The organism is Enterobacter sp. C6 (genome assembly GCF_008122455.1).
Lineage (GTDB): Bacteria > Pseudomonadota > Gammaproteobacteria > Enterobacterales > Enterobacteriaceae > Enterobacter > Enterobacter pseudoroggenkampii.
Window position 1 is genome coordinate 33,162 of record NZ_QPFW01000241.1, and the last position, 26,794, is coordinate 59,955.

Consider the following 26,794-nt stretch of genomic DNA (forward strand, 5'->3'; position numbering starts at 1 on the left):
TGTATGCTGAAAAAGATTACCCGACGCACCTTTGTCTCTTCTCTGTCCGTTCTGGCGGCCACGCCGCTGCTGTCGTCACGCATTGCGCGGGCGGCAACCGGAAGAACGGTCTCTGTTAATCAGTACAATAACAACGACTGGATCGCCGCCTTTAAGCAGGCATTTACTGATGGCGACACGGTTGTGGTCCCTGCCGGGCTCACCTGCGAAAACATCAACACGGGTATTTTCATTCCCGACGGTAAAACGCTGCTGATCCGCGGGGCGTTAACCGGTAACGGGCGCGGCCGCTTTGTGCTGCAGGAAGGCAGCAAAGTGATAGGTGAAGGTGCGGGCCGCACGGAGAACATTACCCTCGACGTTCGCGGCTCTGATTGCGTTATCAAAGGGCTGGCCATGAGCGGGTTTGGCCCGGTGACGCAGATCTACATCGGCGGCAAGAAACCCAGCGTGATGCGCAATTTGCTGATTGATAACATCAGCGTGAGTCAGGCCAACTACGCCATCCTGCGTCAGGGTTTCCATAACCAGGTGGACGGAGCGCGCATCACCAACAGCAAATTTAGTCACCTGCAGGGCGATGCGATCGAGTGGAACGTCGCCATCAACGATCGCAATATCCTGATCTCCGATCATGTCATCGACAACATCAACTGCACCAACGGCAAGATCAACTGGGGCATCGGCATTGGCCTCGCCGGCAGCACCTACGATAATGACTATCCGGAGAAGCAAACCGTCAAGAACTTCGTGGTGGCCAACATTACCGGCAGCAACTGTCGCCAGCTGGTGCACGTGGAAAACGGCAAACATTTTGTTATCCGCAATATTAAAGCCAAAAATATTACTCCCGACTTCAGTAAAAAGGCGGGAATAGACAACGCCACGGTGGCCATTTATGGCTGTGATAATTTCATTATTGATAATGTCGATATGGTGAACAGTGCTGGAATGTTAATTGGCTATGGGGTGATAAAAGGCGATTATTTGTCCATCCCGCAGAACTTCAAGCTCAATAATATTCACCTCGATAACCGCCAGCTTGCCTATAAATTGCGCGGAATACAGATTTCATCCGGTAACGCGACCTCGTTTGTGGCGATAACCAACGTGGATATGCAGCGTGCTACGCTTGAACTGCACAACAAGCCGCAACATCTTTTTTTACGCAACATCAATGTGATGCAGGAAGCTGCTGTGGGGCCCGCCCTGAAGATCAACTTCGACCTGCGCAAGGATGTGCGGGGTAAATTTATGGCGAAAGACGAGACGCTGCTGTCGCTGGCGAACATAAAAGCCGTTAATGAGAAGGGGCAAAGCTCGGTGGATATTGACCGTGTCGACCAGCAGGTGGTGAATGTGGAAAGGCTGAACTTTGCGCTTCCTTCCTTCAGGAAGTAAGTCTTGACATCATATCTCATTGAGTGCGCGGTAACCCCTAAAATTTGTTACTGAACTCAGCGATTTTAGGGTTTATAATCCGTGCCACATTTTCGTCAGTTCTGTCTTATCATTAGCGATACCTCAGGGAATGCAGAGATTACCGGAGGTTTGCCAAACACAAATGTACTGAGTGGTTTATGAACGATAAAGTTTTGTTTATTGGCGCGTCCGGCTTCGTTGGGACTCGTTTGATCGAGATTTCTAAGGCTGAGTTTGATGTCACCAACTTCGACAAACAGCAAAGCCATTTCTACCCTGAGATTACTGTTTCCGGAGATGTACGTAATCAGGAGCAACTCGATCAGGCGCTTGCCGGTTTCGACACGGTGGTATTGCTCGCCGCCGAGCATCGTGATGATGTCAGCCCAACGTCGCTCTACTATGATGTAAACGTTCAGGGTACACGTAATGTACTGGCAGCGATGGAAAAAAATAATGTTAAGAACATTATTTTTACCAGCTCAGTTGCTGTTTATGGTCTCAATAAAGTCAATCCTGACGAATCTCACCCGCACGATCCTTTTAACCACTATGGTAAAAGTAAGTGGCAGGCGGAAGAGGTGCTGCGTGAATGGTTCAACAAAGCTCCAGAAGAGCGATCTCTGACAATTGTTCGTCCAACGGTCATTTTTGGTGAACGCAATCGTGGCAATGTCTTCAATCTTCTTAAGCAAATTGCGGGTGGCAAATTCGCAATGGTGGGGGCCGGAACTAACTACAAGTCCATGGCTTATGTCGGCAATATTGTGGAGTTTATCAAATTCCGATTGAGCAACGTCAAACCTGGCTACGATGTATACAATTATGTCGATAAGCCCGATCTGAATATGAATCAGCTGGTTGCTGAGGTGGAAAAGAGCCTTAGCAAAAAAATCCCATCAGTTCATCTCCCTTATCCTTTAGGTATGCTTGGTGGCTTTTGTTTTGATATTCTTAGCAAAGTGACTGGTAAAAAGTATGCGATCAGTTCCGTTCGTGTCAAAAAATTCTGTGCCACCACTCAATTTGATGCCACGAAAGTACACACATCAGGTTTTAAAGCGCCTTATACCTTATCTCAAGGGCTGGACCGTACGTTGAAGTATGAGTTCGTTCATGAGAAGAAAGATGACATCACGTTCGTTTCTGAATAGCGGCTGCTGATCTGGGATTTGTCGGAAACAGACTCTACGGCTTCTTTATTGATAGGGTTTTTGACGATTCTGGGTCACACTTATAGCGTAATGAACTTAAGTAATCAGCGTTCTGAACTAAACGTGATTTGCATTCGACGCAGTAGACTTTCTTTATCAGGCATTTTTCCTGACACGGTTTATACTTCGTCAACCATTTTAAGGTGGAAGAGATAATGATCAATTTGAAAGCAGTCATTCCGGTAGCAGGTCTGGGCATGCATATGCTGCCAGCCACAAAAGCCATTCCAAAAGAGATGCTGCCGATCGTCGATAAGCCAATGATTCAGTACATTGTCGATGAGATTGTTGCTGCAGGGATCAAAGAAATCGTCCTGGTTACCCACTCGTCTAAGAACGCGGTTGAAAACCACTTCGACACCTCTTACGAACTCGAAGCGTTGCTGGAGCAGCGAGTCAAACGCCAGCTGCTAGCGGAAGTTCAGTCTATTTGTCCTCCAGGCGTGACTATTATGAACGTGCGCCAGGCGCAGCCGCTGGGTCTCGGCCACTCGATTTTGTGTGCCCGTCCAGTGGTGGGCGATAACCCGTTCATCGTTGTGCTGCCGGACATCATCATTGATAACGCTTCTGCCGATCCGCTACGTTACAACCTGGCGGCAATGGTGGCACGTTTCAATGAAACAGGGCGTAGCCAGGTCCTGGCTAAACGCATGAAAGGCGATCTCTCTGAGTACTCCGTAATTCAGACGAAAGAAGCGCTTGAGACGGAAGGGCAGGTGAGCCGCATCGTCGAGTTCATTGAAAAACCGGATCAGCCACAGACGCTTGATTCGGACCTGATGGCGGTTGGCCGTTATGTTCTGAACGCAGATATATGGGCGGAACTTGAAAAAACCGAGCCAGGCGCCTGGGACCGCATCCAACTGACCGACGCGATTGCTGAGTTAGCGAAGAAGCAGTCCGTGGACGCCATGCTGATGACCGGCGATAGCTATGACTGCGGTAAGAAAATGGGGTATATGCAGGCGTTTGTAAATTATGGGCTGCGTAACCTGAAAGAAGGGGCGAAGTTCAGAAGCCGTATTGAAAAGTTGCTGGCTAATAACGACTGATATTCCTGCCACGGCTTGAACCAGCGGCAGTCATCATTAAGGTGTGTTGAAGCATATCCATAATGATGACTGCCGTTTTTCGTTATTAATACTAATGATAACATTGAGTTATCTGATTCAAGCCTGAGCAGGTTTGTAGCGATTTGTGCTTGTTTCTAAGGTCGTTTAGGACGACAATTAACGCCAGTTTTTGTCTGTATCCAGACAAGAAAAATCATTTAATCAAACACCGCTCAGTACACTGGTAGCTGTTAAGCCAGGGGCGGTAGCGTGCTCAATTTCTGAAACGTTTCTAAATGGTCAGGTTTCAGAGCGTCAGTATCCAGACATTTCCAACAGACGGAACAGATAACGTGAAAATTCTTGTGACGGGCGGTGCCGGCTTTATCGGCTCAGCAGTTGTACGACATATTATTAAAAATACCCAGGACGACGTCGTCAATGTGGATAAGCTGACCTATGCCGGTAATCTTGAGTCGCTTAGTGAAGTCAGCGAAAGCGACCGCTATGCCTTTGAACATGCAGATATTTGCGACAAAGACGCTATGGATCGCATTTTCGCAAAACACAAGCCTGATGCGGTGATGCACCTGGCAGCTGAAAGTCACGTCGATCGTTCAATTACCGGCCCGGCTGCGTTTATCGAAACCAATATCGTCGGCACCTATGTGCTTCTGGAAGCCGCTCGAGCGTACTGGTCTACGTTGGATGAGCAGGCGAAGAAAACGTTTCGTTTCCATCACATCTCTACCGACGAAGTGTATGGTGATTTACCGCATCCTGATGAACATCCGGAATCAACTGAGCTGCCACTCTTCACAGAAACCACCGCGTATGCACCAAGCAGCCCGTATTCAGCGTCGAAAGCCTCCAGTGACCATCTCGTGCGTGCCTGGCTTCGTACCTACGGTTTCCCGACTATCGTCACCAACTGTTCGAATAACTACGGCCCGTACCATTTCCCGGAAAAACTGATCCCGTTGGTTATTCTGAATGCGCTGGAAGGTAAAGCTCTGCCAATTTACGGTAAAGGCGATCAAATCCGTGACTGGCTGTATGTAGAAGATCATGCGCGTGCACTCTACACCGTTGTCACTCAAGGGAAACCGGGTGAAACATACAACATTGGCGGCCATAACGAGAAGCAGAACCTGGACGTGGTCCATACGATTTGCGATCTGTTGGATGAAATTGTACCTAAAGGGACATCTTACCGCAGTCAGATCCGTTATGTAGCTGATCGCCCAGGCCATGACAGAAGATATGCAATCGATGCGCACAAAATAGCTGAAGAATTAGGCTGGAAACCACAAGAGACTTTTTACAGTGGCATTCGTAAAACGGTTGAATGGTATCTCAATAATCAAGGGTGGATCAATAATGTGAAAAGTGGTGCTTACACATCTTGGTTATCAAAACAATATGGAGATAATGAATGAAGGGTATAATTCTCGCTGGTGGCTCTGGTACCAGGCTGTATCCTGTAACTTTGGGAGTATCTAAACAACTTCTTCCCGTTTATGATAAACCAATGATTTATTATCCCTTGTCCGTTTTAATGCTGGCAGGTATCAAAGATATACTTATAATAACAACACCTGAAGATCAGAGCGGTTTTGTAAGACTTTTGGGGGATGGCAGTCAATTTGGTATTAATTTGAGTTACGCTATTCAACCAAATCCTGATGGTTTGGCACAGGCCTTCATTATAGGTGAGAATTTTATTGGGCAAGAGCCAGTCTGTTTAGTATTAGGCGATAATATTTTCTTCGGACAAGGATTCACACCTAAATTACAGCTGGCGAGTAGTAGAATAAGTGGGGCAACAGTCTTCGGCTACCAAGTCATGGATCCACAGCGGTTCGGTGTGGTTGAATTTAATAGTGATTTCAAGGCAATAAGTATAGAGGAAAAACCAGCTCAGCCTAAGTCTAATTGGGCGGTGACGGGACTCTATTTTTATGACAATAACGTCATTGATATTGCAAAAAATATAAAACCGTCGGCAAGAGGCGAGTTAGAAATAACAACAGTCAATGAAATTTACCTTAACAATAATAATTTAAATGTCGAATTGTTAGGTCGCGGTTTTGCATGGCTTGATACCGGCACCCATGATAGTTTAATTGAGGCCGGAAGTTTTGTCGAAACAGTTCAAAAACGTCAGGGTATGATGGTAGCTTGTCCAGAAGAGATTGCCTGGCGAAATGGATGGTTAAATGATGAGACCCTTACGGCTATTGGTTCTAAATTAGCAAAAAACCATTATGGACAGTATTTATTAAAATTAGTAAAAGGGCATTAAAATACAATGAATTTGATTCAGCTAAACAAAAAAGGTGATGACAGGGGTGCATTGGTAGTTATTGAGCAAGAAAAAGACATACCGCTTGATATCAAGCGGGTCTACTACATGTTTGATACGACACCAGGCGTCAGAAGAGGCTTTCATGCCCATAAAAAACTAACGCAAATAGCTGTTCCTGTTAAGGGATCTTGTAAGTTCTTGCTTGATGATGGAAAACAAGTTGAGCATGTGCTTTTGGATTCACCGACGGTTGGATTAATAATCGAACCCATGGTTTGGCATGAAATGTATGATTTCAGCGACGATTGTGTCTTAATGGTTCTGGCCGATGATTATTATGATGAAAGTGATTATATTCGAGACTATGCTTCTTTCAAAGCGATCACTGACCTCAAAAATTAAAACGACTAGGGTTAGTGAAAAGCCAACATTAAAAAAATTTACTTTTTGATATACAGTACAAATTATAGGGTGTGTTATTAAATGATTAAATTTCTTGATCTTCAAAAAATAAATCAGGTTTATCATGCGGAGTTAATGAGTGCATTCGAATCTGTGTTAGATTCGGGATGGTATGTAATGGGAAATCATCTCCAAAAGTTTGAGTCTGAATTTGCTAATTACTGTGGTGTTAAACACTGTATTGGTGTAGCGAACGGCTTAGAAGCCCTGGTGTTGGTTTTACGCGCCTGGAAAGAAATGGGTAAATTGCAAGAAGGTGACGAGGTTATCGTACCATCTAATACATATATTGCTTCTATTCTTGCAATATCTGAAAATAATTTAACTCCAATACTTGTAGAACCTGATGTAAATACTTTTAACTTATCTCTAGAAAATATAAAAGCATCTGTTACGACAAAAACAAAAGTGATCCTTCCTGTTCATCTTTACGGTCAGATTTCACCGATGAAAGAAATACAGGAATATGCTGCTGCAAACAATATATTAGTTCTTGAGGATTGTGCGCAATCACAAGGAGCTGAGCAGTTTAAAATCAAGGCAGGCAGTTGGGGGGATGCAGGTGCGTTTAGTTTCTACCCGGGGAAAAATTTAGGTGCTCTGGGTGATGCTGGTGCGATCACAACGAATGATGATGGCTTAGCAGATACACTAAAAGCTCTTCGTAATTATGGCTCACATGTAAAATATCAAAATCTCTATAAAGGGGTAAATAGTCGACTGGATGAATTACAGGCAGCGCTTTTAAGCGTCAAATTACCAAATTTAGATAATGAAAATAAACGCAGAAGAGATATAGCTAAGAAATATCAAGAGAATATTACTAACAAAAATATTACTCTTCCAGTTCATCCTGACAATGATGTTTCACACGTATGGCATTTATATGTTATTAAAACAGTAAATAGGGATAGTCTTGTTAACTATTTGAATGATCAGGGAATACAAACCCTTGTACACTACCCGATACCTCCTCATCATCAAAAGGCTTACTCAGAAATTTCACATTTATCCTTACCTGTCTCAGAAATGTTGCATAATTCCGTACTCTCTTTGCCAATTTCGCCAGTTATGACCGATGATGAGGTCGACTTTGTCATTCAAAAAATAAATGGATGGCAAATTTGAATTTTGCAAAAGTAACTATTTTTAGCGGAATATTGACACTTCTGCGACTATTATGCGGTTTCGCGATATCAAAAGTTGTTGCAATATATACAGGTCCAGTGGGGATTGCGGGATTAGGGCAATTACAAAATCTGGTGACGTTCATAAATGGTTTTGTATCCTCTCAGGTTTCTCAGGGGATAAACAGATATTCCGCAGAAAATAAAAATGATTATGAAAGTGCAAAATACTACTGGAGAGCTGCCTTAAAGCTCTCTGTAGTAGCATGCCTGTTTATCATTTGCCTGGGGTGCATTCTATCAAGTAATATATCAATGCTTTTATTTTCAACGAAAACTTATTATTGGATAGTCATACTTGCTTTGATTGTTGTACCGCTAAATGTTATAAATAATATATTCTTGGGTGTGCTCAATGGTCTTGGAGACCATTATAGGTTTTTTGTTGCTAATGGATGTGCTGTTGTTTTTTCTGCCATCTCTATGATGTTATTGGTATATCTTTTTGGGTTAAAGGGAGCATTGATTGCTGCGGCATTGAATAATGCAATTGCAGGCCTATGGCTTGTATTTGTAGTCATGAAATGCGATTGGTTCAAATATCATTTCTGGGTTGGTAAAACCACCTCGTCTCATATATCTGAAATGAGAAATTATTTTTTCATGGGCATAATTGGCGCACTGACCGGCCCTGTATCTCTCATTCTAGTGAGGACTATTTTAACCAAAGATTTTTCAGCAGAATATGCTGGCTATTGGCAGTCTGTATCGAAGTTATCTGAAGCTTACCTGGCAGTCCTGACAACCGCACTAACTGTATATTATTTCCCCAAAACAGCAGCCGCCAAGACAGTTAAAGAACATATTTCTGTTTTAAAAACAGGCAGTCTCATTGTTATTCCCTTTGCCTGCATGTTTGCTATGAGTATATTTTGGGGTAAAGAATATATATTGAAGATATTATTCAGTTCGGAATTTATTGCAGCAAAACAATTGTTCTTATTTCAGAATTTGGGTGATGTTTTCAGAATAACAAGTTGGTTATTTGCAACAGTGTTATTAGCTAAGGGATATTTTAAGATTAATGCTATACTGGAGATCACATTTTCAATCTTATTTCCCTTATTAACGTGGGGGTTAACAAAGTATTTCTCATTTACTGGGGTAAGCATTGCATACTGTATAACCTATTTAGGTTATTTAATAGTTTCTATACTTATATATATTGCTCATATTAAGAGGCTACAAAAGGTTAGTGATATAGCATGAGTCAAGAATATCCATATAAATGTTCAGTCATAACACCAGTATATAATGAAGAGCGAAATATTAATGCTTTTCTAAACATGCTGTGTGAAATATATGACCCTCAAATACAGTTCGTACTCATTGATGATGGTTCTACTGATAAAACATTTGAGATCATCTCTAATGACTCTTTTATACGTAATAATAAAAATATCAGGGTTATTAGCAAAAAAAATGGAGGTGCTGCAGAGGCGCGCCTTGTAGGGATTAATAACTCCGAAAGTAATTTTATTGTTTTTTGTGATTGCGATGACAAACTTGATCAATTTTCTATAAAAAAAGCATTGGCCGAATGTGAGAACAATAAAGAAATTGATCTGGCTTTATTTGATTATTATGTGTGTTCTACTCAAAAGGAGCCCACACGTTTTAACTACACAATTCAAAATTGGCCGATTTCTGGATATACTGCATTCGAGAATACAATTTCGTTATGGGGTATTCATGCGTTTGGTATATATCGGAAAGAGACGATTCTGGCTGGCTATAATGCAATCAAAAATATTGCTGGAGGTTTAGCTAATAATGTCAATGATGATGAGTTAATAGCTCGGATGGCTATGTTAAATGCCCGAAAAATTACTCTATCTGAAGGGAAGTATTATTATGCAGAAAACACACTTTCAACAACCAGAAGAGTTAATAGAAATTTGTTTAAAATGGCATTTACAGCTCAACGATTAGCAGACATCATCACCGATACTCCATCATTAAGCTTGTTAATTCCTGCCGTTCATTTGTATATGATCAGAGTTGCTACTAATTTAACAATAAAAAGGTCCCTCTGGCGAAAAAAAATAAATAATAAAAGTGAATGGGACCTGGCGGTTTCCAGTTTAATTCAGAAAGTTAAGCTTAAAAATATAATAGAAATTACTAAGCATAATAAAAAATTACTAACTTGGTCTCTCTTCAAGTTTATGGTACTTAAGGCTATATATGGATTTCGAAATGTTAAACCATGAAGAAATGGTGTCTATCGTAATAGTGACATATAATTCTGCTGATTTTATTGAAGAAACGCTAGATAGTTGTTTAAAACAGACTTATTCTAACATTGAAATTATAGTTTCTGATGATAACTCGGCAGATAATACTGTCAATTGTTGTAAACAATGGAATGAAAAAAATAATTCACAAGTTAAATTTAAAGTGATCACTAGTGAACTACGAGCTGGGATACCTGCTAATTGTAATAGAGGTGCGATGGCTTCATCTGGTAGCTGGATTAAGTTTTTAGGTGCAGATGATCTGTTAGAAGCTACAGCAATTGAAGATCTAATGGCTTCAAGAAAAAGTAATACCGGTATTGTGTTTTCCCGATTTGAAACATTTGGAGAAAATGTTTCAACTGAAGTTTTCCCATATTCCTTTACATGGAATTTAATAAAGAATAAGTCGGAACAAAATTCTAAATACTCAGACTGGCTCTTCTTACTTGGTTTTTCAAATGTTGCTCCAGGGGTAATGATATCCAGAGAAACATTTGACAAGTATCATGGGTATGATGAAAGTTATTACTTGCTAGAAGATTTACCTCTTTGGTATAAATTATTTTCGAATAATGAATGTATTTCATATTGTTCAGTAATAACTGTAAAGTATCGTATTCATCAAAACCAGGTAACGTCTTCGGGCATCAGCGAGTTATTAAAAAAAGATTTATTAAAGTTTAATGTTTCAGTAAGAAAAAGATACAAAGCTCCTTATGTTCATAACTTAATTCAGATCATAGCTAATTCCAATAAAAGATTGAGGTTCTTGAAATATATTGATCTTTTTCAATGGTATATATCTTTATATAATAGGTTATGTAAATAATGTTTATTTTATCGCAATGTATGCCGCTTCTGTTCTTGTCATTACTTTGGCCAAACTTTAAGGCTTCTTTAAAAAGAATAGTCGCTTATTCTTTGGTTTTTTTATTGGGCGTGGCTTACACCGCTTTTTACCTTAATGGAGAAGATTGGGTAAATTATTATGTAAACTTTTTCACTCGTGAAGGAACTGCATGGTTTGAGCCTGGATTTTATTTATTGTATTCATGCTTGTCATTCTTGTCTCATTATAACTTTGGCATCACAACGCTCCTGTTTTTCCTGTTGTCATTTGCTATACTTACTAAGTTTGTCCTTGATAATAAAGACTGTAATTTACCATTTTTTTTACTATTGCTTATTATTTGTTTTGGTAATACATTAATTTTAGAGCAGTTAAGACAGTTTGTTTCCGCAATATTAGCACTATGTGCATTAACTACTAGATTAAATTTAAACAAAAAAAAGTCTAATTTCTATCTTTTGCTTGCAATAGCATTTCATGCATCAGCAGTTATTGTCGGATGTGCATTTCTTTTGGCGAGCATAAAGAATTCTAAAGCTTTTATATTTATTTCTCTCTCTATAGCCTCCTTTCTTTTGCTGTTGCTGACCAGTGACTCTCTGGTGAATATAGGTGTGCAGTTACTGCCTGTTATTTTTCTCAAGATTAAAGTTTATCGTGAAATCACAGATTTAACATTACATGTTGGGCCTTCTCTTATTTTCTCAATTATTTACTTATTATATCAATTTAAAAACATTGGAGAGCTAAAATATACTGGAGATTATTCAGTTGTATTCTTAAAAAGACAGCTTTTCTTTGGAGGCTTGGTCTTCTTGGTCGGTATTTTTATACCTTTCATGTCACGAATGTCGACTTTTTTTATTATATTTTTATTTTATGATGTCGCGATTAATAACTACTTTAAATATTTTCAGATAGGTAGGAAAGTTGTGTTGAAGTTTGTGTTGGTTTTGTTTTATAGCTTATTTAGTATGGCTTCATATTTCAAAAACGATATAGCTCCTATTTCCTTTGATAACTTAACATTTAATTTCATCCCGTTTGTATTAAATGATGTCAACTATGATTCATTAGTATATGAAACCTATTTCAAAAATGCTCTGGTGACAAGCGAGCTCATATCGGATAAGTAATGATACCTATGAAAATAGCAATGATATTACCTAGCCTTGCAAAAAGTGGTCCTGGGATTCAAGTGGAAGCTTTGTGCAAGCTGCTTACAGCACAGGGTTGTTATGTAGAAATATTTTATTTGCGTGAAAACACAAAGAACAAACTCAATTTTGTTGGGATAAAGAAAAATAGGGTGGATTTTTCTTTAGGTACCATTAATAAATTTCGTGGGTTCGATATTGTTCACAGCCATGGTTTTTTCCCTGATTTATTACTTGTATTGCTGCGCTGCTCTGGAATTAGAGCAGCATTTGTAACAACAATGCATAACTTTCTTAAAGAGGATATATTTTCAAGATATAAACCAATGAAAGCAAGAATATCTGTCTTTTTATGGAAGCTTGTTCTCTCATTTATCCCTAATAAATTTGTATTCACATCGATAGCGAAAAATTATTACAGTTCTTTTTCAAATGGAGATGTTTATATTGTTAGCAGTGGAATCGATGTGTTAGCAGTTGAAAGTAAAATTGAGGAAAGCTCAGTTCTTGAAGATGAATATATTGAAGCCGCCGCCTCTTTAGTAAAACGAAATCTGAAAATTATTGGTTCAACTTCTATTATTACATCAGGGAAGCATCTGGATACCATCGTCCATGCCCTACCTTTTTTACCGAATCATGCCGCTATTTTTGTCGGCGGTGGTGCCAGGGAAAAAGAGTTAATAGATCTAGCCATTAGTTTGAAGGTTTATGATCGTTGCATATTTACTGGGTTTAGAGCAAACCCACTCCCTTATCTTAAGACATTTGATATTTATGCAATGCCAAGTTCAAGTGAATCCTTTGGGCTAAGTTTATTTGAAGCCATAATTGCTAAGCTTCCAATTATATGTCGTGATTTGCCAGTTTATAGAGAACTCCTGGAAAATGACAATATCTGTTTCTTTGATGGTACTGTTTCAGATTTCGTTAAAGTAGTTAACTCCATGGATACTTGCAATGAAGAATTGATTTCGTCTTTATATAATATGGTTAGTCAAAATTATGACATGTCAGTCGTTGCATCAAAATACCGTGCTTGCTATAGGGATTTAATAAAGAAATGATCGATTTTAGTGTTCTAATGTCCTTATATACTAAAGAGACCCCTGGTAATTTGGAGCAATGCTTTGAAAGTCTTTTTAATCAAACCTATCAAGCTAACGAAATTATTGTAGTGCTGGATGGGCCGATAAACGAACAATTACACTCCGTCATAAATAAGTGGGCGGAGATTTTACCACTACATATTGTTCCACTACCAAATAATGTTGGTTTAGGCAATGCGCTTAATATTGGAATGAAGAGTTGTAATCATCCTCTAATTGCGAGAATGGATACCGATGATATTTGTGTGCCAAATCGCTTTGAGCTTCAGATAAGAAAGTTTAGTGAATCCCCTGAACTTTGTATTTTAGGAGGGGCAATCAGCGAATTTGAAAACGACATTAATATTTCTACCGGCGTTCGAAAAGTACCTGAAACGCATGTGGATATTTTGAAATATGCAGTTTTAAAAAACCCCTTTAATCATATGACGGTTATGTTCAAAAAAGATGAAATTATGAGCGTTGGTGGTTATATGCATCACCATTTTATGGAGGACTATAATTTATGGCTAAGAGTTTTATCAAAAGGGAAAACTGTAGGTAATATAGCTGATATATTAGTCTACGCAAGAACTGGAAATGCTATGTTAAACCGTCGTCGTGGTTTGTCTTATATCCACAGCGAGTTAATACTGGCGAGACTTAAACATAAACTTGGTTTTCAAAATTTTTTATCCGCTTCGTGCATCTTGTTGTTGCGCTCTCTTCCAAGATTGTTGCCAATAACCCTATTTAGAAAAATATATTCAGTCATGCGGAAGCAATGAAAATTCATAGGTTATTTTTTAATGTTAAATAAACATATCTTTAGTTTAACATCACTACGTTTTTTTGCAGCAGTTGGCGTATTTCTGCATCATCTAGGCGTTCTTAATTCAGTTGACAATCCAATAATAAAATCTTTCGCAAGATATTTTTTTTCTGGCTATGCTGGAGTTACTTTTTTTTACATATTGTCCGGTTTTATAATATCGTATAGCTTCAGGAAACATAAAGCGGATGGGTATTTTGATTCTAAGGATTTTATTTTCTTTAGAGTCGTTAGGATATTTCCTGTCCATTGGTTAACATTGTTGTTTTCTTTTTTTGTTTTTAGCCATTTCTCTAATTTTGACTTTTTGCACATCATTGCTCTTATTTTTAACTTTTTTTTGCTGCATGCATTTATTCCATTGGAAGATGTTTATTTTTCATTTAATCCAGTGAGTTGGAGTCTTTCTTGCGAACTTTTCTTTTATTGTAGCTTTGTGTTTTTAGTAGTGTTAAAAACTCGTTTTTTACTAATTTTGTTAGCAATGATACTAGTGCTTCAATTTTATTTCTTGATTCACCCACAAGACCTAGTATCTGATCACTGGCTGTTCTACATAAACCCTTTCTTTAGAATTAATGGATTCATTATTGGTATGCTTTTATGTCGCATGCATGTTTCAAAAATGCCTGTATTGTCTGAAAGTATGTTTAGTTTCATGGAGATATTATCAGTTATTTTGTTAGGGTTGACGTTGTATCTTTCTACTAATTTTATTTCTGATATGAATTTACGCTATGATTTGCTATTTATACCCGCAATGGCATTTATGGTGTTTGTTTTTTCTTATGACGGCGGGGTCATTTCTAAATTATTATCGCATCGTTGTTTTGTTCTTTTAGGAGAGGCATCATTCTCTTTTTATATGATTCATTTAATTGTCATAAGGGTTATTTTTAAAATAACAAATGACAATCATGCTGATGATATCTTAGCTATAATGTTGACGGCTTTAACTGCATTTATTTTGTCTGTTTTAGGATCTGTTATTATATTTAAATTATTCGAGGTTCCTGTTAATAAAGCACTGCGAAATCGATGGTTAAAATTCAGATACAAAAAATAAGGGTTTAGTGTCATCGCTATACTTTGTTCCCAAACTCACATCTTAACTGTATAATCACCATATCTCATATTTAGAAATTACAACTATTCACACCTGACAGGAGTATGTAATGTCCAAGCAACAGATCGGCGTTGTCGGTATGGCAGTGATGGGGCGCAACCTGGCGCTCAACATCGAAAGCCGTGGTTATACCGTCTCCGTTTTCAACCGCTCCCGTGATAAGACCGAAGAAGTGATTGCCGAGAATCCAGGCAAGAAACTGGTTCCTTTCTATACGGTGAAAGAGTTCGTTGAGTCTCTGGAAACGCCTCGTCGTATCCTGTTAATGGTGAAAGCGGGCGCAGGTACCGATGCAGCGATTGACTCCCTGAAGCCTTACCTCGAAAAAGGTGACATCATCATTGATGGCGGTAACACCTTCTTCCAGGACACCATTCGTCGTAACCGTGAACTGTCCGCAGAAGGCTTCAACTTCATCGGTACCGGTGTTTCCGGTGGTGAAGAGGGCGCGCTGAAAGGCCCATCCATCATGCCTGGCGGCCAGAAAGACGCATACGAACTGGTTGCACCTATCCTGACCAAAATCGCAGCCGTGGCTGAAGATGGTGAGCCTTGCGTAACCTATATCGGTGCGGACGGTGCAGGTCACTATGTGAAAATGGTGCACAACGGTATCGAATACGGCGACATGCAGCTGATCGCTGAAGCTTATTCCCTGCTGAAAGGCGGTCTGAACCTCTCTAACGAAGAGCTGGCTGAAACCTTTACCGAGTGGAACAAAGGCGAGCTTAACAGCTACCTGATTGACATCACCAAAGATATCTTCACGAAAAAAGATGAAGAGGGTAAATACCTGGTTGATGTGATTCTGGATGAAGCAGCGAACAAAGGTACCGGTAAATGGACCAGCCAGAGCTCTCTGGATCTGGGCGAACCGCTGTCTCTGATCACCGAATCTGTCTTCGCGCGTTACATTTCTTCCCTGAAAGAGCAGCGCGTCGCGGCGTCTAAAGTGCTGTCTGGCCCACAGGCTAAACCAGCAGGCGATAAAGCAGAATTCGTTGAAAAAGTGCGTCGTGCACTTTACCTGGGTAAAATCGTTTCTTACGCGCAGGGCTTCTCTCAGCTGCGTGCGGCATCAGACGAGAACAACTGGGACCTGAATTACGGTGAGATTGCGAAGATCTTCCGTGCGGGCTGTATCATTCGTGCCCAGTTCCTGCAGAAAATCACCGATGCCTATGCTGAAAATGCCGGTATCGCCAACCTGCTTCTGGCACCGTACTTCAAGAAGATTGCGGACGAATACCAGCAGGCGCTGCGTGACGTGGTTGCCTACGCTGTTCAGAACGGTATTCCGGTTCCAACCTTCTCTGCTGCAGTAGCCTACTACGACAGCTACCGTGCGGCCGTTCTGCCTGCTAACCTGATTCAGGCCCAGCGTGACTACTTTGGCGCGCATACCTACAAGCGCACTGATAAAGAAGGCGTATTCCATACCGAGTGGATGGAATGAGTTAACGCACTCGCTGTCATCGCAACCCGGAGCTCGTCTCCGGGTTTTTTTATGCAAAAACTGCTGCCTTATATTCGAAGTAGTCTGAATCTCATCCCACTCGAAGTGATTACTCCTGGTTTGCCTTGACAGTTCTGTTTGCCAGGAGGTACAAAGCCCAACAGTTATGTTTATCGCGATGGTCAGGTGACCATCAGTACAATTAACTCATAGAAGTCATTAGCGAATGAAAATAACAATTTCCGGAACAGGGTATGTCGGTCTCTCTAACGGCATTCTGATTGCTCAAAACCACGAAGTGGTTGCACTGGATATCGTGCAGGCCAAAGTGGACATGCTCAATCAGAAAAAATCGCCGATTGTCGATAAAGAAATCCAGGACTATCTCAGCAATAAGCCGCTGAATTTCCGCGCCACGACTGACAAAGAAGATGCATATCGCGATGCGGATTACGTCATCATTGCGACGCCTACTGACTACGATCCCAAAACCAACTACTTCAACACCTCAACCGTCGAAGCGGTGATCAAAGACGTTATCGCGATCAACCCTCGTGCGGTGATGGTCATTAAGTCAACGATTCCTGTTGGTTTCACTAAATCCATCAAAGAGAAGTTTGGGATTGATAACATCTTCTTCTCGCCGGAGTTCCTGCGCGAGGGGAGAGCACTTTACGATAACCTGCATCCTTCGCGTATTGTTATTGGCGAACGCTCTGAGCGTGCTGAGCGCTTTGCCGCGCTGCTTCAGGAAGGGGCGCTTAAGAAAGATATTCAGGTGTTGTTTACCGACTCCACTGAAGCTGAGGCGATTAAGCTCTTCGCGAATACCTATCTGGCAATGCGAGTGGCTTATTTCAATGAGCTCGACAGTTACGCAGAGAGTCTTGGACTGAACACCCGTCAGATTATTGAAGGGGTGTGTCTCGATCCGCGCATTGGTAATCACTACAACAACCCTTCATTTGGCTACGGTGGCTACTGTCTGCCAAAAGACACCAAGCAACTGCTGGCAAACTACCAGGCTGTGCCAAACAACCTGATATCGGCGATTGTTGATGCTAACCGTACACGTAAAGATTTCATCTCCGATTCCATCCTTGCGCGTCAACCGAAAGTCGTCGGGGTGTACCGTCTGATCATGAAGAGTGGCTCCGATAACTTCCGCGCCTCTTCCATTCAGGGGATCATGAAGCGCATTAAGGCGAAAGGGGTTGAGGTTGTTATCTATGAGCCAGCCATGCCGGAGGATCAGTTCTTCAATTCACGGGTGATCCGCGATCTGGACGCATTTAAGAAAGAAGCCGATGTCATCATTTCAAACCGCATGGCGGAAGAGTTGGCTGACGTGGCGGATAAAGTGTATACCCGCGATCTGTTTGGTAGTGATTAATAAAAAATGTTCTTTAAAAGGACAGACCGTAATGGTCTGTCCTTTTTTATATTTGATGTTAATTGAGGAAAATGTCTTTTATTTAATTAAAATATGCTGAGGAAGGTATTTCTTAAATTTATTCATTGAGTCCTGAATACTGTCTTTCGAAATAGTGAAAAGAATATCATCTTCTGTTTCTTTTTGACGAACAGCACCGAAACGCTCGTGGAACCTAATGACAGAAAGATTACCTTTACGGACATCGAAGTGGGCGCGGGTAAAACCTAATTTCAACGCGTAGTAGTAGACTAAAAGCGCCGACTCAATTGCGAAATGTGAAGGTGCATCCTCATGAATGACCCATGATCCCCAGCAGAAAGAATCTTGTTGCTGATCATAAATTCTTACCGTACCAAAAGGTATATCTTCGAGATCGGTAATGATAAAGTAGGCTTGACCCTCACTTTTCAGATAACCTTCGATCCATTTTTCTTGTGCCTTAGTATCATCAGAGGTCGTGCTTATAAATCGACCCTTTTTCTCATTCGTTCTCAGCGCAACAATGAAAGCTGCGTCATCGATTTTTACATTTCGAAGTTTAACAGAGCGACCTACGATAAGATCTGTCTGGTGAATTACTGGAATAGACATAGCAGTTCCTTTTTGCGTAGACATATTGAATGTATTCAAATTTTATAGAAACGTTTGTACCAGTCTACAAAGTTCTTCACCCCATCTTTAACCGAGGTTTGCGGTTTAAATCCGATCGCGTCATAAAGTGGCTGGGTATCGGCGCTGGTTTCCAGAACATCCCCGGCCTGGAGTGGCATCATATTTTTTTCCGCTTTTTTACCCAGGGCCTCTTCCAGAGCGGTGATGTAGTCCATCAGCTCTACTGGTGAACTGTTGCCGATGTTATAAACCCGATAAGGCGCTGAGCTGGTCGCAGGTGAGCCGGCCTCAACGGTCCAGTTTGGGTCTGACCGAGGAATAACATCCTGAAGGCGAATAATGGCTTCAGCGATATCATCAATGTACGTGAAGTCGCGCTTCATCTTACCGTAGTTATAGACATCGATGCTTTTGCCTTCAATCATCGCCTTGGTAAACTTAAACAGTGCCATGTCAGGGCGTCCCCACGGACCGTATACGGTAAAGAAGCGCAGCCCAGTTGTCGGCAGGTTGTAGAGATGCGAATAGGTGTGCGACATCAGCTCATTGGCTTTTTTGGTCGCGGCATAAAGCGAAACCGGGTGATCCACGGAATCGTCAGTCGAGAAGGGCATCTTGCGGTTGAGGCCATATACGGAGCTGGATGAGGCATAAAGCAGATGCTGAACGTTGTTATGGCGGCAGCCTTCCAGCACGTTGAGATGACCAATAATGTTGGCATCAGCATACACATGTGGGTTTTCAAGGGAGTAGCGTACGCCAGCCTGCGCGGCAAGATGAATCACACGATCAAACTTCTCACTGGCGAAAAGCGTGACCATACCTTCCCGGTCAGCTAAGTCCAGCTTGTGAAAGGTGAAACTCTCAGATTTTAACAGTTCCAGGCGTGCCAGCTTCAGGTTGACATCGTAGTATTCATTAAGGTTATCAATACCGACAACCTGATGACCGGCCTCAAGGAGGCGTTTACTGACATTTGCACCGATAAAACCAGCTGCACCCGTTACCAGAAATTTCATCTCTTCCCTCATAGCCTATATTCTTACAGATGCCATAGCGCATCACATGGCCTCTATGATACCGCGAAGGGAGGTAAGTTACATAACCGATCTTTCCGATATTACTCATCGGATTCTTATAGAAAAATTGCCAGCAATAGATAAACTATGCGAACAACATTATGTTTGCCCTTTTTCATCTGTTAGGGATTGTATGACACAAAACAACAATAGCCAGGTCAGCCGAAGCAATGACCCTGAGCAAATTGATTTATTTGATTTAGTACTGCAACTGTGGCGTGGAAAGTGGACGATAGCAGTCTTTGTTGTTGTTTTTATTGCCCTTGCTATTGGTTTTTTATCTATTGTAAAGGAAAAATGGACGTCAAGTGCAATTATTGCACAACCTGATGCTGCTCAGATAGCCAGCTATTCTAATGCATTGAATATCCTCTACGGTACCGCAGCACCTTCAATGCTTGATAATCAAACACGTGCTATTGGTCGTTTTAACTCCTCATTCTCCGCGTTGTCGCAGGCGCTGGAAAATCAGTCAGTGCCTGAAAAACTTACCATTGAGCCCACGGTTAAAGGACAGCCGTTACCATTAAGCGTCTCCTATACCAGTACATCCGCAGAAGCCGCACAAAAGCAATTGGCGCAGTATATCCAGCAGGTCGATGAGCAAACGGCGAAAGAACTTGCCGTTGACCTTAAGGACAACATCAAGGAACAGATAAAAACCCTGAATGACTCCCTGCAAAACCAGGAGAAGGTTGCTCAGGAGCAAAAAGATCTGCGTATCAAACAGATTGCTGAGGCACTCAAGAACGCTGAAGCAGCGAAAATAACCTCGCCGCAGGTCCAGCAAACCCAAGAAGTGACTCAGGAAACATTGTTCCTGCTGGGTAGCGAGGGGCTGAAATCGATGATTGACAATGAGGCTTCTCGTCCGCTGGTCTTCCCAACGGCCTATTACCAGACCAAGCGAAATCTGTTGGACATCCAGAATCTGAATGTAAACCCTGACACGATCCACGTTTACCGGTATGTCATGAAGCCGGAACTCCCAGTACATCGTGACAGTCCGAAAAAAGCGGTTGTTCTGATTCTTGCCGTGCTGCTGGGTGGTATTATCGGTTCAGGTTTCGTGCTTGGCCGTAACGCCTTACGCAACTACAAACCAAAAGCCTGATTTGCAGATTAAAAAAAACCGGGGATATACCCCGGTTTTTTTATTTGTGACGCTTACGAAGATTCTCTATCACCGCCGTCAAATCCAGCTCCTGATCCTGCAGCAGCACCAGCAGGTGATACATCAAATCAGACGCTTCATTCGTCAGTTCCTCGCGGTCATGCACCGTCGCGGCCAGCGCGGTCTCAACGCCTTCTTCTCCTACCTTCTGTGCGATACGCTTGGTTCCGCTGGCGTACAGCTTCGCGGTATAAGAACTCTCCGGATCCGCCGTTTTACGCTCTGCCAGCAGCTGTTCCAGTTGATACAGGAACAACCACTGGTGGCTCGTCTCACCGAAGCAGCTGCTGGTGCCCTTGTGGCAGGTCGGCCCGATCGGATTGACCAGCACCAGCAGGGTGTCGTTATCGCAGTCAGGCGTTATGCTGACCACATTCAGGAAATGACCCGAGGTTTCCCCTTTGGTCCACAGACGCTGTTTCGTGCGCGAGAAAAACGTCACTTTGCCGCTGTCGATCGTTTTTTCCAGCGCGTCCTGGTTCATATACCCCAGCATCAGCACTTCGCCTGAGACGGCATGCTGGACAACTACCGGCAGTAATCCGTCCGTTTTTTTCCAGTCCAGCTGCGCCTGTTGTTGCTCTGTTAACATACCCTGATCTCCACGCCCTGGTCGGCCAGGTACGTTTTTAACTCACCAATATTAATAATCTGTTTGTGGAAAACGGACGCGGCCAGCGCACCGTCCACGTTGGCATCGCGGAAGGCTTCGAGGAAGTGTTCCATGGTACCCGCGCCGCCGGAGGCGATCAGCGGAACGTGGCAGACCGCACGGACTTTTTTCAGCTGCTCGAGGTCATACCCGTTACGTACGCCATCCTGGTTCATCATGTTGAGGACAATCTCGCCCGCGCCACGCTTCTGCACTTCCTGCACCCAGTCGAGCGTTTCCCACTGCGTCACGCGGGTGCGGCTTTCATCTCCCGTATACTGATTGACGTGGTACTTGCCCGTTGCGGCGTCATACCAGGTGTCGATCCCAACCACAATACACTGCACGCCAAAACGATCGGCCAGGCGGGTGATGAGCTCCGGATCGGCCAGGGCAGGGGAATTGATGGAAATCTTGTCGGCACCAAACGAGAGAATTTTGGCGGCGTCGTCTGCGGATTTAATCCCGCCCGCCACGCAGAACGGAATATCGATCACTTCCGCCACGCGCGCCACCCAGCTTTTGTCGACCACGCGGCCATCGCTGGAGGCGGTGATATCATAAAAGACCAGCTCGTCTGCCCCTTCATCGGCATAGCGTTTTGCCAGCGGGACGATGTCGCCAATGATCTCGTGGTTGCGGAACTGCACGCCTTTCACGACCTGACCATCGCGTACGTCCAGGCAAGGAATTATCCGTTTTGCCAGCATTGAATCGCCTCCGTCACAGTAAATTTACCTTCCAGCAGGGCTCGGCCCACAATCACGCCCTGTACGCCCGTTCCGCGCAGCGCGGCAATATCGTTTAAATCACCAATTCCGCCAGAAGACTGGAAGGCTACCTGCGGATAACGTGCACAGACCTCTTCATACAGCGAGACGTTGGAGCCCGCCAGCGTACCGTCGCGAGAGATGTCCGTGCATAACACGTGCTTCAGGCCGACGGGGAGATACATCTCGACCAGCGCTTCCAGCGTCACGCCGGAGTTTTCCTGCCAGCCGCTGACCGCCACCTGCTTATTACCCTGTTCATCAATACGAACATCCAGCGCCAGCACCAGCGCGTCGGCGCCAAAGCGGCGGAACCAGCCTTTTACGGTCTCTGGCTCTTTCACGGCGGTTGAACCGACCACCACGCGCGCTACGCCCGCGTCCAGCAGCGCCGCAACGTCATCTTCCGTACGCACGCCGCCGCCAACCTGTACCGGCACATCAACACCGGCGACCAGATTTTTCAGCAGGGGGATCTGGCGCTTCGCCGGATCTTTCGCGCCCGTCAAATCCACCAGATGCAGCACCTGCGCACCCTGGGCGGCATAATCCTGCAGACGCGGCAGCGGGTCGTTTCCGTAGTCTCGCTGCTGGCCGTAATCGCCCTGGTGGAGACGGACAACCGTGCCGTCAATTAAATCTAAAGCGGGAATAATCATCACATCTCCAGGAAGTTTTTCAGCAGCTGCGCGCCTGGGGCGCCAGAGCGCTCCGGGTGAAACTGCACGCCGAAGAAATTGTCTTTCTGTACGGCTGCCGTAAACGCTTCGCCGTAAGTGCATTGGGCGATCGTATTCACGTTCACCGGCATGGCGTAGCTGTGTACGAAGTAAAAATACGCGCCGTCTTCAATGCCGCGAAACAGCCGGTCACCCGCTTTGGCGTACACGCGGTTCCAGCCCATATGCGGCAGAGGCAGACCGTGGTCGGTCATCTTCGGCACGTCTTCGTCGATGATGCCCAGCAGGTCAACGCCGTTGCTCTCTTCGCTGCGGCGGCCCAGGATCTGCATGCCCAGGCAAATGCCCAGCACCGGCTGGGTACAGGCCTTGATCAGATCGACCAGCTCGCGTTCGCGAATCTGATCCATCGCGGCCTGCGCGGTTCCAACGCCCGGTAAAAAGAGTTTGTCTGCGCGCAGCACCACGTCCGGGTCACGGCTCACCACCGGCTCATAGCCGTGGCGAGCAATGGCCGATTTTACAGAGTTCAGGTTGGCGCATCCGGTATCCAGAATCACCACGTTCATTACAGCACTCCTTTTGATGAGGGCAGGGCGTCACCTTCCACGCGAATTGCCTGACGCAGCGTGCGGCCGAAGGCCTTGAAGAGACTCTCTACGCGGTGGTGGTCGTTCTTGCCTTTGGTCTTCAGGTGCAGCGTCAGGCCCATGGTGTAGGACAATGAACGGAAGAAGTGCTCCACCATTTCGGTGCTCAGATCGCCCACGCGCTGGTAATTGAAGTCTGCTTTATATTCCAGGTGCGGGCGTCCGGAGATATCCATCGCACAGCGCGCCAGACACTCGTCCATCGGCAGGACAAAGCCAAAACGGTTGATGCCGCGTTTATCACCGAGCGCCAGCTTGAGGGCTTCACCCAGCGCCAGGCCGGTATCTTCCACGGTGTGGTGATCGTCAATATAAAGATCGCCTTTTACCGTGATCTCCATGCGGAAACCGCCGTGGGTGGCAATCTGGTCCAGCATGTGGTCGAAGAAACCGACGCCGGTGTGGATCTTGCTGCCGCCTTCGCGGTCCAGCCAGACCTTCACATCAATCTGCGTCTCTTTGGTGTTGCGTTCAACGTGCGAGAAGCGGTCACGTTTTGTCAGCTGTTCGCTAATCATCGCCCAGTTAAGGTTGTTGCGGTCGTAGCGAAGCCCCGCGATGCCCATGTTTTCCGCGAGCGTAATATCGGTGATGCGATCGCCGATGACATAGCTGTTGGCCTTATCCAGCACATCCGCCGCCAGATATCGCTCGACCAGCTTCACCTTTGGCTTACGGCAGTCGCACTCGTCGGCCGGCATGTGAGGGCAAATCAGTACCTCATCAAAAACCACACCCTGAGAGGTCAGAACCTGCATCATCAGATTATGCGGGCCGTCAAAGTCTGCCTGCGGGAAGCTGTCGGTACCCAGACCGTCCTGGTTGGTGATCATCACCAGCTTGTATCCGGCTTTTTGCAGCTTAAGCAGCACCGGAATTACGTCAGGTTCAAACGCCAGCTTGTCGAATCGGTCGACCTGAAAATCAGCTGGTGGCTCCGAAATAAGGGTGCCGTCACGATCGATGAAAAGGATCTTCTGGGTCATACTTTCTCCGCTTTCAGGGCGTCAATCACGCGCTGGCTCTCTGCACGGGTGCCGACGGTAATGCGCAGGCATCCGCTCAGAGAAGGTTGTTTATTCTGGTCTCGTAAGATAATGCCCTGATCCCATAAAGATTTAAATACGGCGCTGGAAGCGGTAAAGCGCACCAGGATGTAGTTGGTTTCCGAGTCGAACACCTGCTCCACGCACGGGATATCTTTCAGGGCCGTCACCAGATACTGACGCTCTTCCAGAATTTGCGCCACGCGTTCACGCATGGCGTTGATGCCCTGCGGCGCCAGCGCCTGTGCGGCAATGTCGGCAACCGGCGTGGAGAGCGGGTAAGGGGCAATGACTTTCAGCAGCAGGTCGATGACCTCTTTATTGGCCAGCGTAAAGCCGCAGCGCAGGCCCGCGAGAGCGAAAGCCTTCGACAGTGTACGCAGCACCACCAGGTGCGGATACTCTTCCAGCCAGCCTGCCAGCGTCGCCTGCGGGCAGAACTCGATGTAGGCTTCGTCGGCCACCACCAGCGCTTTACCGCGCGTCATCTCCAGCAGGGTTCGGATATCCTGCGGGTTGATAATCTGTCCGGTGGGGTTGTTCGGGCTACAGACAAACACGACCTTTACGCCGTCAAGATTGTCGGCAATGCCCTGCAGATCCAGCTGCCAGTTCTCCAGTGAGAGCACGTTGCGGCACGCCACCCCGAAGGTTTCCGCGCTGACGCTGTACATGCCGTAGGTCGGCTGGCAGTACATCACCGCGTCTTTGCCCGGCTCGCAGAAGGCGCGGATCAGCAGTTCAATGCCTTCATCCGCGCCGCGGCTGACCAGCACCTGCTCCGGCTTCACGCCCGCGTACTGCGCGTAGTTTTCAATCACCGCTTTTGGCTGACACTCCGGATAGCGGTTCAGCGTTTGCTGCGACAGCTCAAACTGCACCGCCGTTGGATATTCGTTGGCGTTCAGCCAGACATCCCCTTTACCGCCCAGACGACGCGCAGACTGATAGGGCGTCAGGCGACGGACATTTTCGCGGGCTAATTCTTCAATGTTCATGCTTGCTCCTTCAGGGCTGCAACGCGCAGCGTAACGGCATTTTTGTGGGCGGTCAGGCGCTCGGCGGCGGCCAGGGTTTCAATAGTAGACGCCAGTGACGCAAACCCTTCGCGGGAGAGTTCCTGCACGGTCATGCGTTTCTGGAAATCCGCCAGGCCCAGGCTGGAACAGGTTGAGGTATAGCCATACGTTGGCAGCACGTGGTTGGTGCCGGAGGCGTAATCGCCTGCGGACTCCGGTGACCAGTCGCCGAGGAACACCGAGCCCGCGCTGGTAATACTGTCGACCAGATCACGCGCATTGCGGGTCTGAATAATCAGGTGCTCCGGGCCGTACTGGTTAGAAATGGCAATGCACTGGTCCAGGTCGCGCGCCACAATCAGGCGGCTGGCCGCTAACGCCTGGCGTGCCGTGTCGGCGCGGGGCAGATCGGCAAGCTGACGCTCCACGGCTTCGCCTACGCGTTTTGCCATATCGGCATCTGGCGTCAGCAGGATGACCTGCGAGTCCGGGCCGTGTTCCGCCTGGGAAAGCAGGTCAGACGCCACGAAGTCCGGCGTGGCGCCGCTGTCGGCAATCACCAGCACCTCAGACGGGCCGGCAGGCATATCGATGGCCGCGCCGTCCAGACGCTGGCTGACCTGGCGCTTAGCTTCGGTCACATACGCATTGCCAGGGCCAAAGATTTTGTCGACCTTGGGAATGGATTCTGTGCCGAACGCCAGGGCCGAAATCGCCTGCGCGCCGCCCACCTTATAGACCGCCTGCACGCCGCACAGCTTCGCCGCGTACAGGATCTCGTCGGCAATCGGTGGCGGTGAGCAAAGCACCACTTTCTGACACCCGGCAATGCGCGCGGGTGTCGCCAGCATCAGTACGGTGGAGAAAAGCGGGGCAGAACCGCCGGGAATATAGAGGCCGACGGACGCAACCGGGCGCGTGACCTGCTGGCAACGCACGCCGGGCAGGGTTTCGACATCCACGGTCTGCAGCTTTTGCGCGGTGTGGAAGGTATCAATATTTTTCACCGCAACGGCCATCGCCTGCTTGATGTCGTCGCCCAGACGATTGCTGGCATCAATGATTTCCTGCTCGGTTACCTGTAATGCGTCAACTTCCGTCTTATCAAACTTTGCGCTGTATTCCCGCAGTGCGTCATCGCCACGGGCTTTGACGTTATCCAGGATCTCCGCCACGGTGCGTGAGATGCTCTCTGAGGCGGAAATCGCCGGACGCATCAGCAGCTCGTGCTGCTGTGCGTCGCTACAGGTATTCCAGTCGATGATTGTGTTAAAGCTCAT

26 protein-coding genes are annotated in these 26,794 nt (G+C 45.3%); 17 read left to right on the forward strand and 9 right to left on the reverse strand.

Annotation, left to right across the window (positions count from 1 at the left end):
* Nucleotides 1-3: 3 nt before the first annotated feature.
* The 16 genes from wcaM to ugd all read left to right on the forward strand — a co-directional run bounded on the left by wcaM (nt 4) and on the right by ugd (nt 17,790).
* Entirely contained in the window at nt 4-1,401 is a 1,398-nt protein-coding gene (wcaM, locus tag DOU50_RS17985; RefSeq protein WP_090419624.1) for a colanic acid biosynthesis protein WcaM, read from the forward strand.
* A gap of 179 nt (nt 1,402-1,580) precedes the next feature.
* Nucleotides 1,581-2,576: an NAD-dependent epimerase/dehydratase family protein gene (locus DOU50_RS17990; protein ID WP_061714799.1), complete on the forward strand. Its 996-nt coding sequence runs from the start codon at nt 1,581-1,583 to the stop codon at nt 2,574-2,576.
* 215 nt (nt 2,577-2,791) lie between these two features.
* A complete protein-coding gene (gene galF, locus DOU50_RS17995) occupies nt 2,792-3,691 on the forward strand; it encodes a GalU regulator GalF (RefSeq protein ID WP_046092891.1) in 900 nt (299 codons plus the stop codon).
* A gap of 353 nt (nt 3,692-4,044) precedes the next feature.
* On the forward strand, nt 4,045-5,130 hold the full coding sequence (gene rfbB / locus DOU50_RS18000; protein ID WP_061714800.1) for a dTDP-glucose 4,6-dehydratase: 1,086 nt from the start codon (nt 4,045-4,047) through the stop codon (nt 5,128-5,130).
* Nucleotides 5,127-5,996 (forward strand): glucose-1-phosphate thymidylyltransferase RfbA, encoded by an 870-nt coding sequence (gene rfbA, locus DOU50_RS18005; protein WP_061714801.1) that lies wholly within the window; start codon nt 5,127-5,129, stop codon nt 5,994-5,996. Before rfbB ends, rfbA begins: the two co-directional genes overlap by 4 nt.
* A gap of 6 nt (nt 5,997-6,002) precedes the next feature.
* A complete protein-coding gene (locus DOU50_RS18010) occupies nt 6,003-6,401 on the forward strand; it encodes a sugar 3,4-ketoisomerase (protein WP_061714802.1) in 399 nt (132 codons plus the stop codon).
* Between the two features lie 81 nt (nt 6,402-6,482).
* Nucleotides 6,483-7,589, forward strand: a complete 1,107-nt coding sequence (locus DOU50_RS18015; RefSeq protein ID WP_148769852.1) for a DegT/DnrJ/EryC1/StrS family aminotransferase — start codon at nt 6,483-6,485, stop codon at nt 7,587-7,589.
* Nucleotides 7,577-8,857 (forward strand): O-antigen translocase, encoded by a 1,281-nt coding sequence (locus tag DOU50_RS18020; RefSeq protein WP_148769853.1) that lies wholly within the window; start codon nt 7,577-7,579, stop codon nt 8,855-8,857. The genes DOU50_RS18015 and DOU50_RS18020 overlap by 13 nt, the downstream gene beginning before the upstream one ends.
* The gene (locus DOU50_RS18025; protein ID WP_148769854.1) at nt 8,854-9,861 is read left to right on the forward strand and encodes a glycosyltransferase family 2 protein; all 1,008 of its coding nucleotides are present in this window, start codon (nt 8,854-8,856) and stop codon (nt 9,859-9,861) included. Before DOU50_RS18020 ends, DOU50_RS18025 begins: the two co-directional genes overlap by 4 nt.
* The gene (locus DOU50_RS18030; protein ID WP_073961498.1) at nt 9,848-10,717 is read left to right on the forward strand and encodes a glycosyltransferase; all 870 of its coding nucleotides are present in this window, start codon (nt 9,848-9,850) and stop codon (nt 10,715-10,717) included. Before DOU50_RS18025 ends, DOU50_RS18030 begins: the two co-directional genes overlap by 14 nt.
* Nucleotides 10,717-11,874: an EpsG family protein gene (locus tag DOU50_RS18035; RefSeq protein WP_073961499.1), complete on the forward strand. Its 1,158-nt coding sequence runs from the start codon at nt 10,717-10,719 to the stop codon at nt 11,872-11,874. Before DOU50_RS18030 ends, DOU50_RS18035 begins: the two co-directional genes overlap by 1 nt.
* Before the next feature lie 8 nt (nt 11,875-11,882).
* Entirely contained in the window at nt 11,883-12,962 is a 1,080-nt protein-coding gene (locus tag DOU50_RS18040; protein ID WP_194266157.1) for a glycosyltransferase family 4 protein, read from the forward strand.
* Complete coding sequence (locus DOU50_RS18045; RefSeq protein WP_148769856.1) at nt 12,959-13,771, forward strand: glycosyltransferase; 813 nt, start codon at nt 12,959-12,961, stop codon at nt 13,769-13,771. The genes DOU50_RS18040 and DOU50_RS18045 overlap by 4 nt, the downstream gene beginning before the upstream one ends.
* 21 nt (nt 13,772-13,792) lie before the next feature.
* The gene (locus DOU50_RS18050; RefSeq protein WP_061714808.1) at nt 13,793-14,881 is read left to right on the forward strand and encodes an acyltransferase family protein; all 1,089 of its coding nucleotides are present in this window, start codon (nt 13,793-13,795) and stop codon (nt 14,879-14,881) included.
* 109 nt (nt 14,882-14,990) lie between these two features.
* Nucleotides 14,991-16,397 (forward strand): NADP-dependent phosphogluconate dehydrogenase, encoded by a 1,407-nt coding sequence (gene gndA, locus DOU50_RS18055; RefSeq protein ID WP_024908082.1) that lies wholly within the window; start codon nt 14,991-14,993, stop codon nt 16,395-16,397.
* 226 nt (nt 16,398-16,623) lie between these two features.
* Nucleotides 16,624-17,790, forward strand: coding sequence for a UDP-glucose 6-dehydrogenase (gene ugd / locus DOU50_RS18060; protein WP_061714809.1), 1,167 nt, complete (start codon nt 16,624-16,626; stop codon nt 17,788-17,790).
* Between the two features lie 78 nt (nt 17,791-17,868).
* Here the strand turns inward: ugd and DOU50_RS18065 are convergent, their stop codons facing one another.
* Nucleotides 17,869-18,423 (reverse strand): GNAT family N-acetyltransferase, encoded by a 555-nt coding sequence (locus tag DOU50_RS18065; protein WP_061714810.1) that lies wholly within the window; start codon nt 18,421-18,423, stop codon nt 17,869-17,871.
* Nucleotides 18,424-18,458: 35 nt separating this feature from the next.
* Nucleotides 18,459-19,463 (reverse strand): NAD-dependent epimerase, encoded by a 1,005-nt coding sequence (locus tag DOU50_RS18070; protein ID WP_090419638.1) that lies wholly within the window; start codon nt 19,461-19,463, stop codon nt 18,459-18,461.
* A 193-nt stretch (nt 19,464-19,656) separates the two neighbouring features.
* On the opposite strand from DOU50_RS18070, the gene wzzB reads away from it, so the two are divergent.
* Entirely contained in the window at nt 19,657-20,637 is a 981-nt protein-coding gene (gene wzzB, locus DOU50_RS18075; protein ID WP_061714812.1) for an LPS O-antigen chain length determinant protein WzzB, read from the forward strand.
* Nucleotides 20,638-20,677: 40 nt separating this feature from the next.
* Here the strand turns inward: wzzB and hisIE are convergent, their stop codons facing one another.
* The 7 genes from hisIE to hisD are packed head-to-tail and all read right to left on the reverse strand — an operon-like array spanning nt 20,678 to nt 26,794.
* Entirely contained in the window at nt 20,678-21,289 is a 612-nt protein-coding gene (gene hisIE / locus DOU50_RS18080) for a bifunctional phosphoribosyl-AMP cyclohydrolase/phosphoribosyl-ATP diphosphatase HisIE (protein ID WP_061714813.1), read from the reverse strand.
* Nucleotides 21,283-22,059, reverse strand: coding sequence for an imidazole glycerol phosphate synthase subunit HisF (hisF, locus tag DOU50_RS18085; RefSeq protein WP_023330862.1), 777 nt, complete (start codon nt 22,057-22,059; stop codon nt 21,283-21,285). Before hisF ends, hisIE begins: the two co-directional genes overlap by 7 nt.
* The gene (gene hisA, locus DOU50_RS18090) at nt 22,041-22,778 is read right to left on the reverse strand and encodes a 1-(5-phosphoribosyl)-5-[(5-phosphoribosylamino)methylideneamino]imidazole-4-carboxamide isomerase (protein ID WP_148769857.1); all 738 of its coding nucleotides are present in this window, start codon (nt 22,776-22,778) and stop codon (nt 22,041-22,043) included. The genes hisF and hisA overlap by 19 nt, the downstream gene beginning before the upstream one ends.
* A complete protein-coding gene (gene hisH / locus DOU50_RS18095) occupies nt 22,778-23,368 on the reverse strand; it encodes an imidazole glycerol phosphate synthase subunit HisH (RefSeq protein WP_148769858.1) in 591 nt (196 codons plus the stop codon). The genes hisA and hisH overlap by 1 nt, the downstream gene beginning before the upstream one ends.
* Complete coding sequence (gene hisB, locus DOU50_RS18100; RefSeq protein WP_148769859.1) at nt 23,368-24,435, reverse strand: bifunctional histidinol-phosphatase/imidazoleglycerol-phosphate dehydratase HisB; 1,068 nt, start codon at nt 24,433-24,435, stop codon at nt 23,368-23,370. Before hisB ends, hisH begins: the two co-directional genes overlap by 1 nt.
* Nucleotides 24,432-25,493 (reverse strand): histidinol-phosphate transaminase, encoded by a 1,062-nt coding sequence (hisC, locus tag DOU50_RS18105; protein WP_148769860.1) that lies wholly within the window; start codon nt 25,491-25,493, stop codon nt 24,432-24,434. Before hisC ends, hisB begins: the two co-directional genes overlap by 4 nt.
* On the reverse strand, nt 25,490-26,794 hold the full coding sequence (hisD, locus tag DOU50_RS18110; RefSeq protein ID WP_148769861.1) for a histidinol dehydrogenase: 1,305 nt from the start codon (nt 26,792-26,794) through the stop codon (nt 25,490-25,492). Before hisD ends, hisC begins: the two co-directional genes overlap by 4 nt.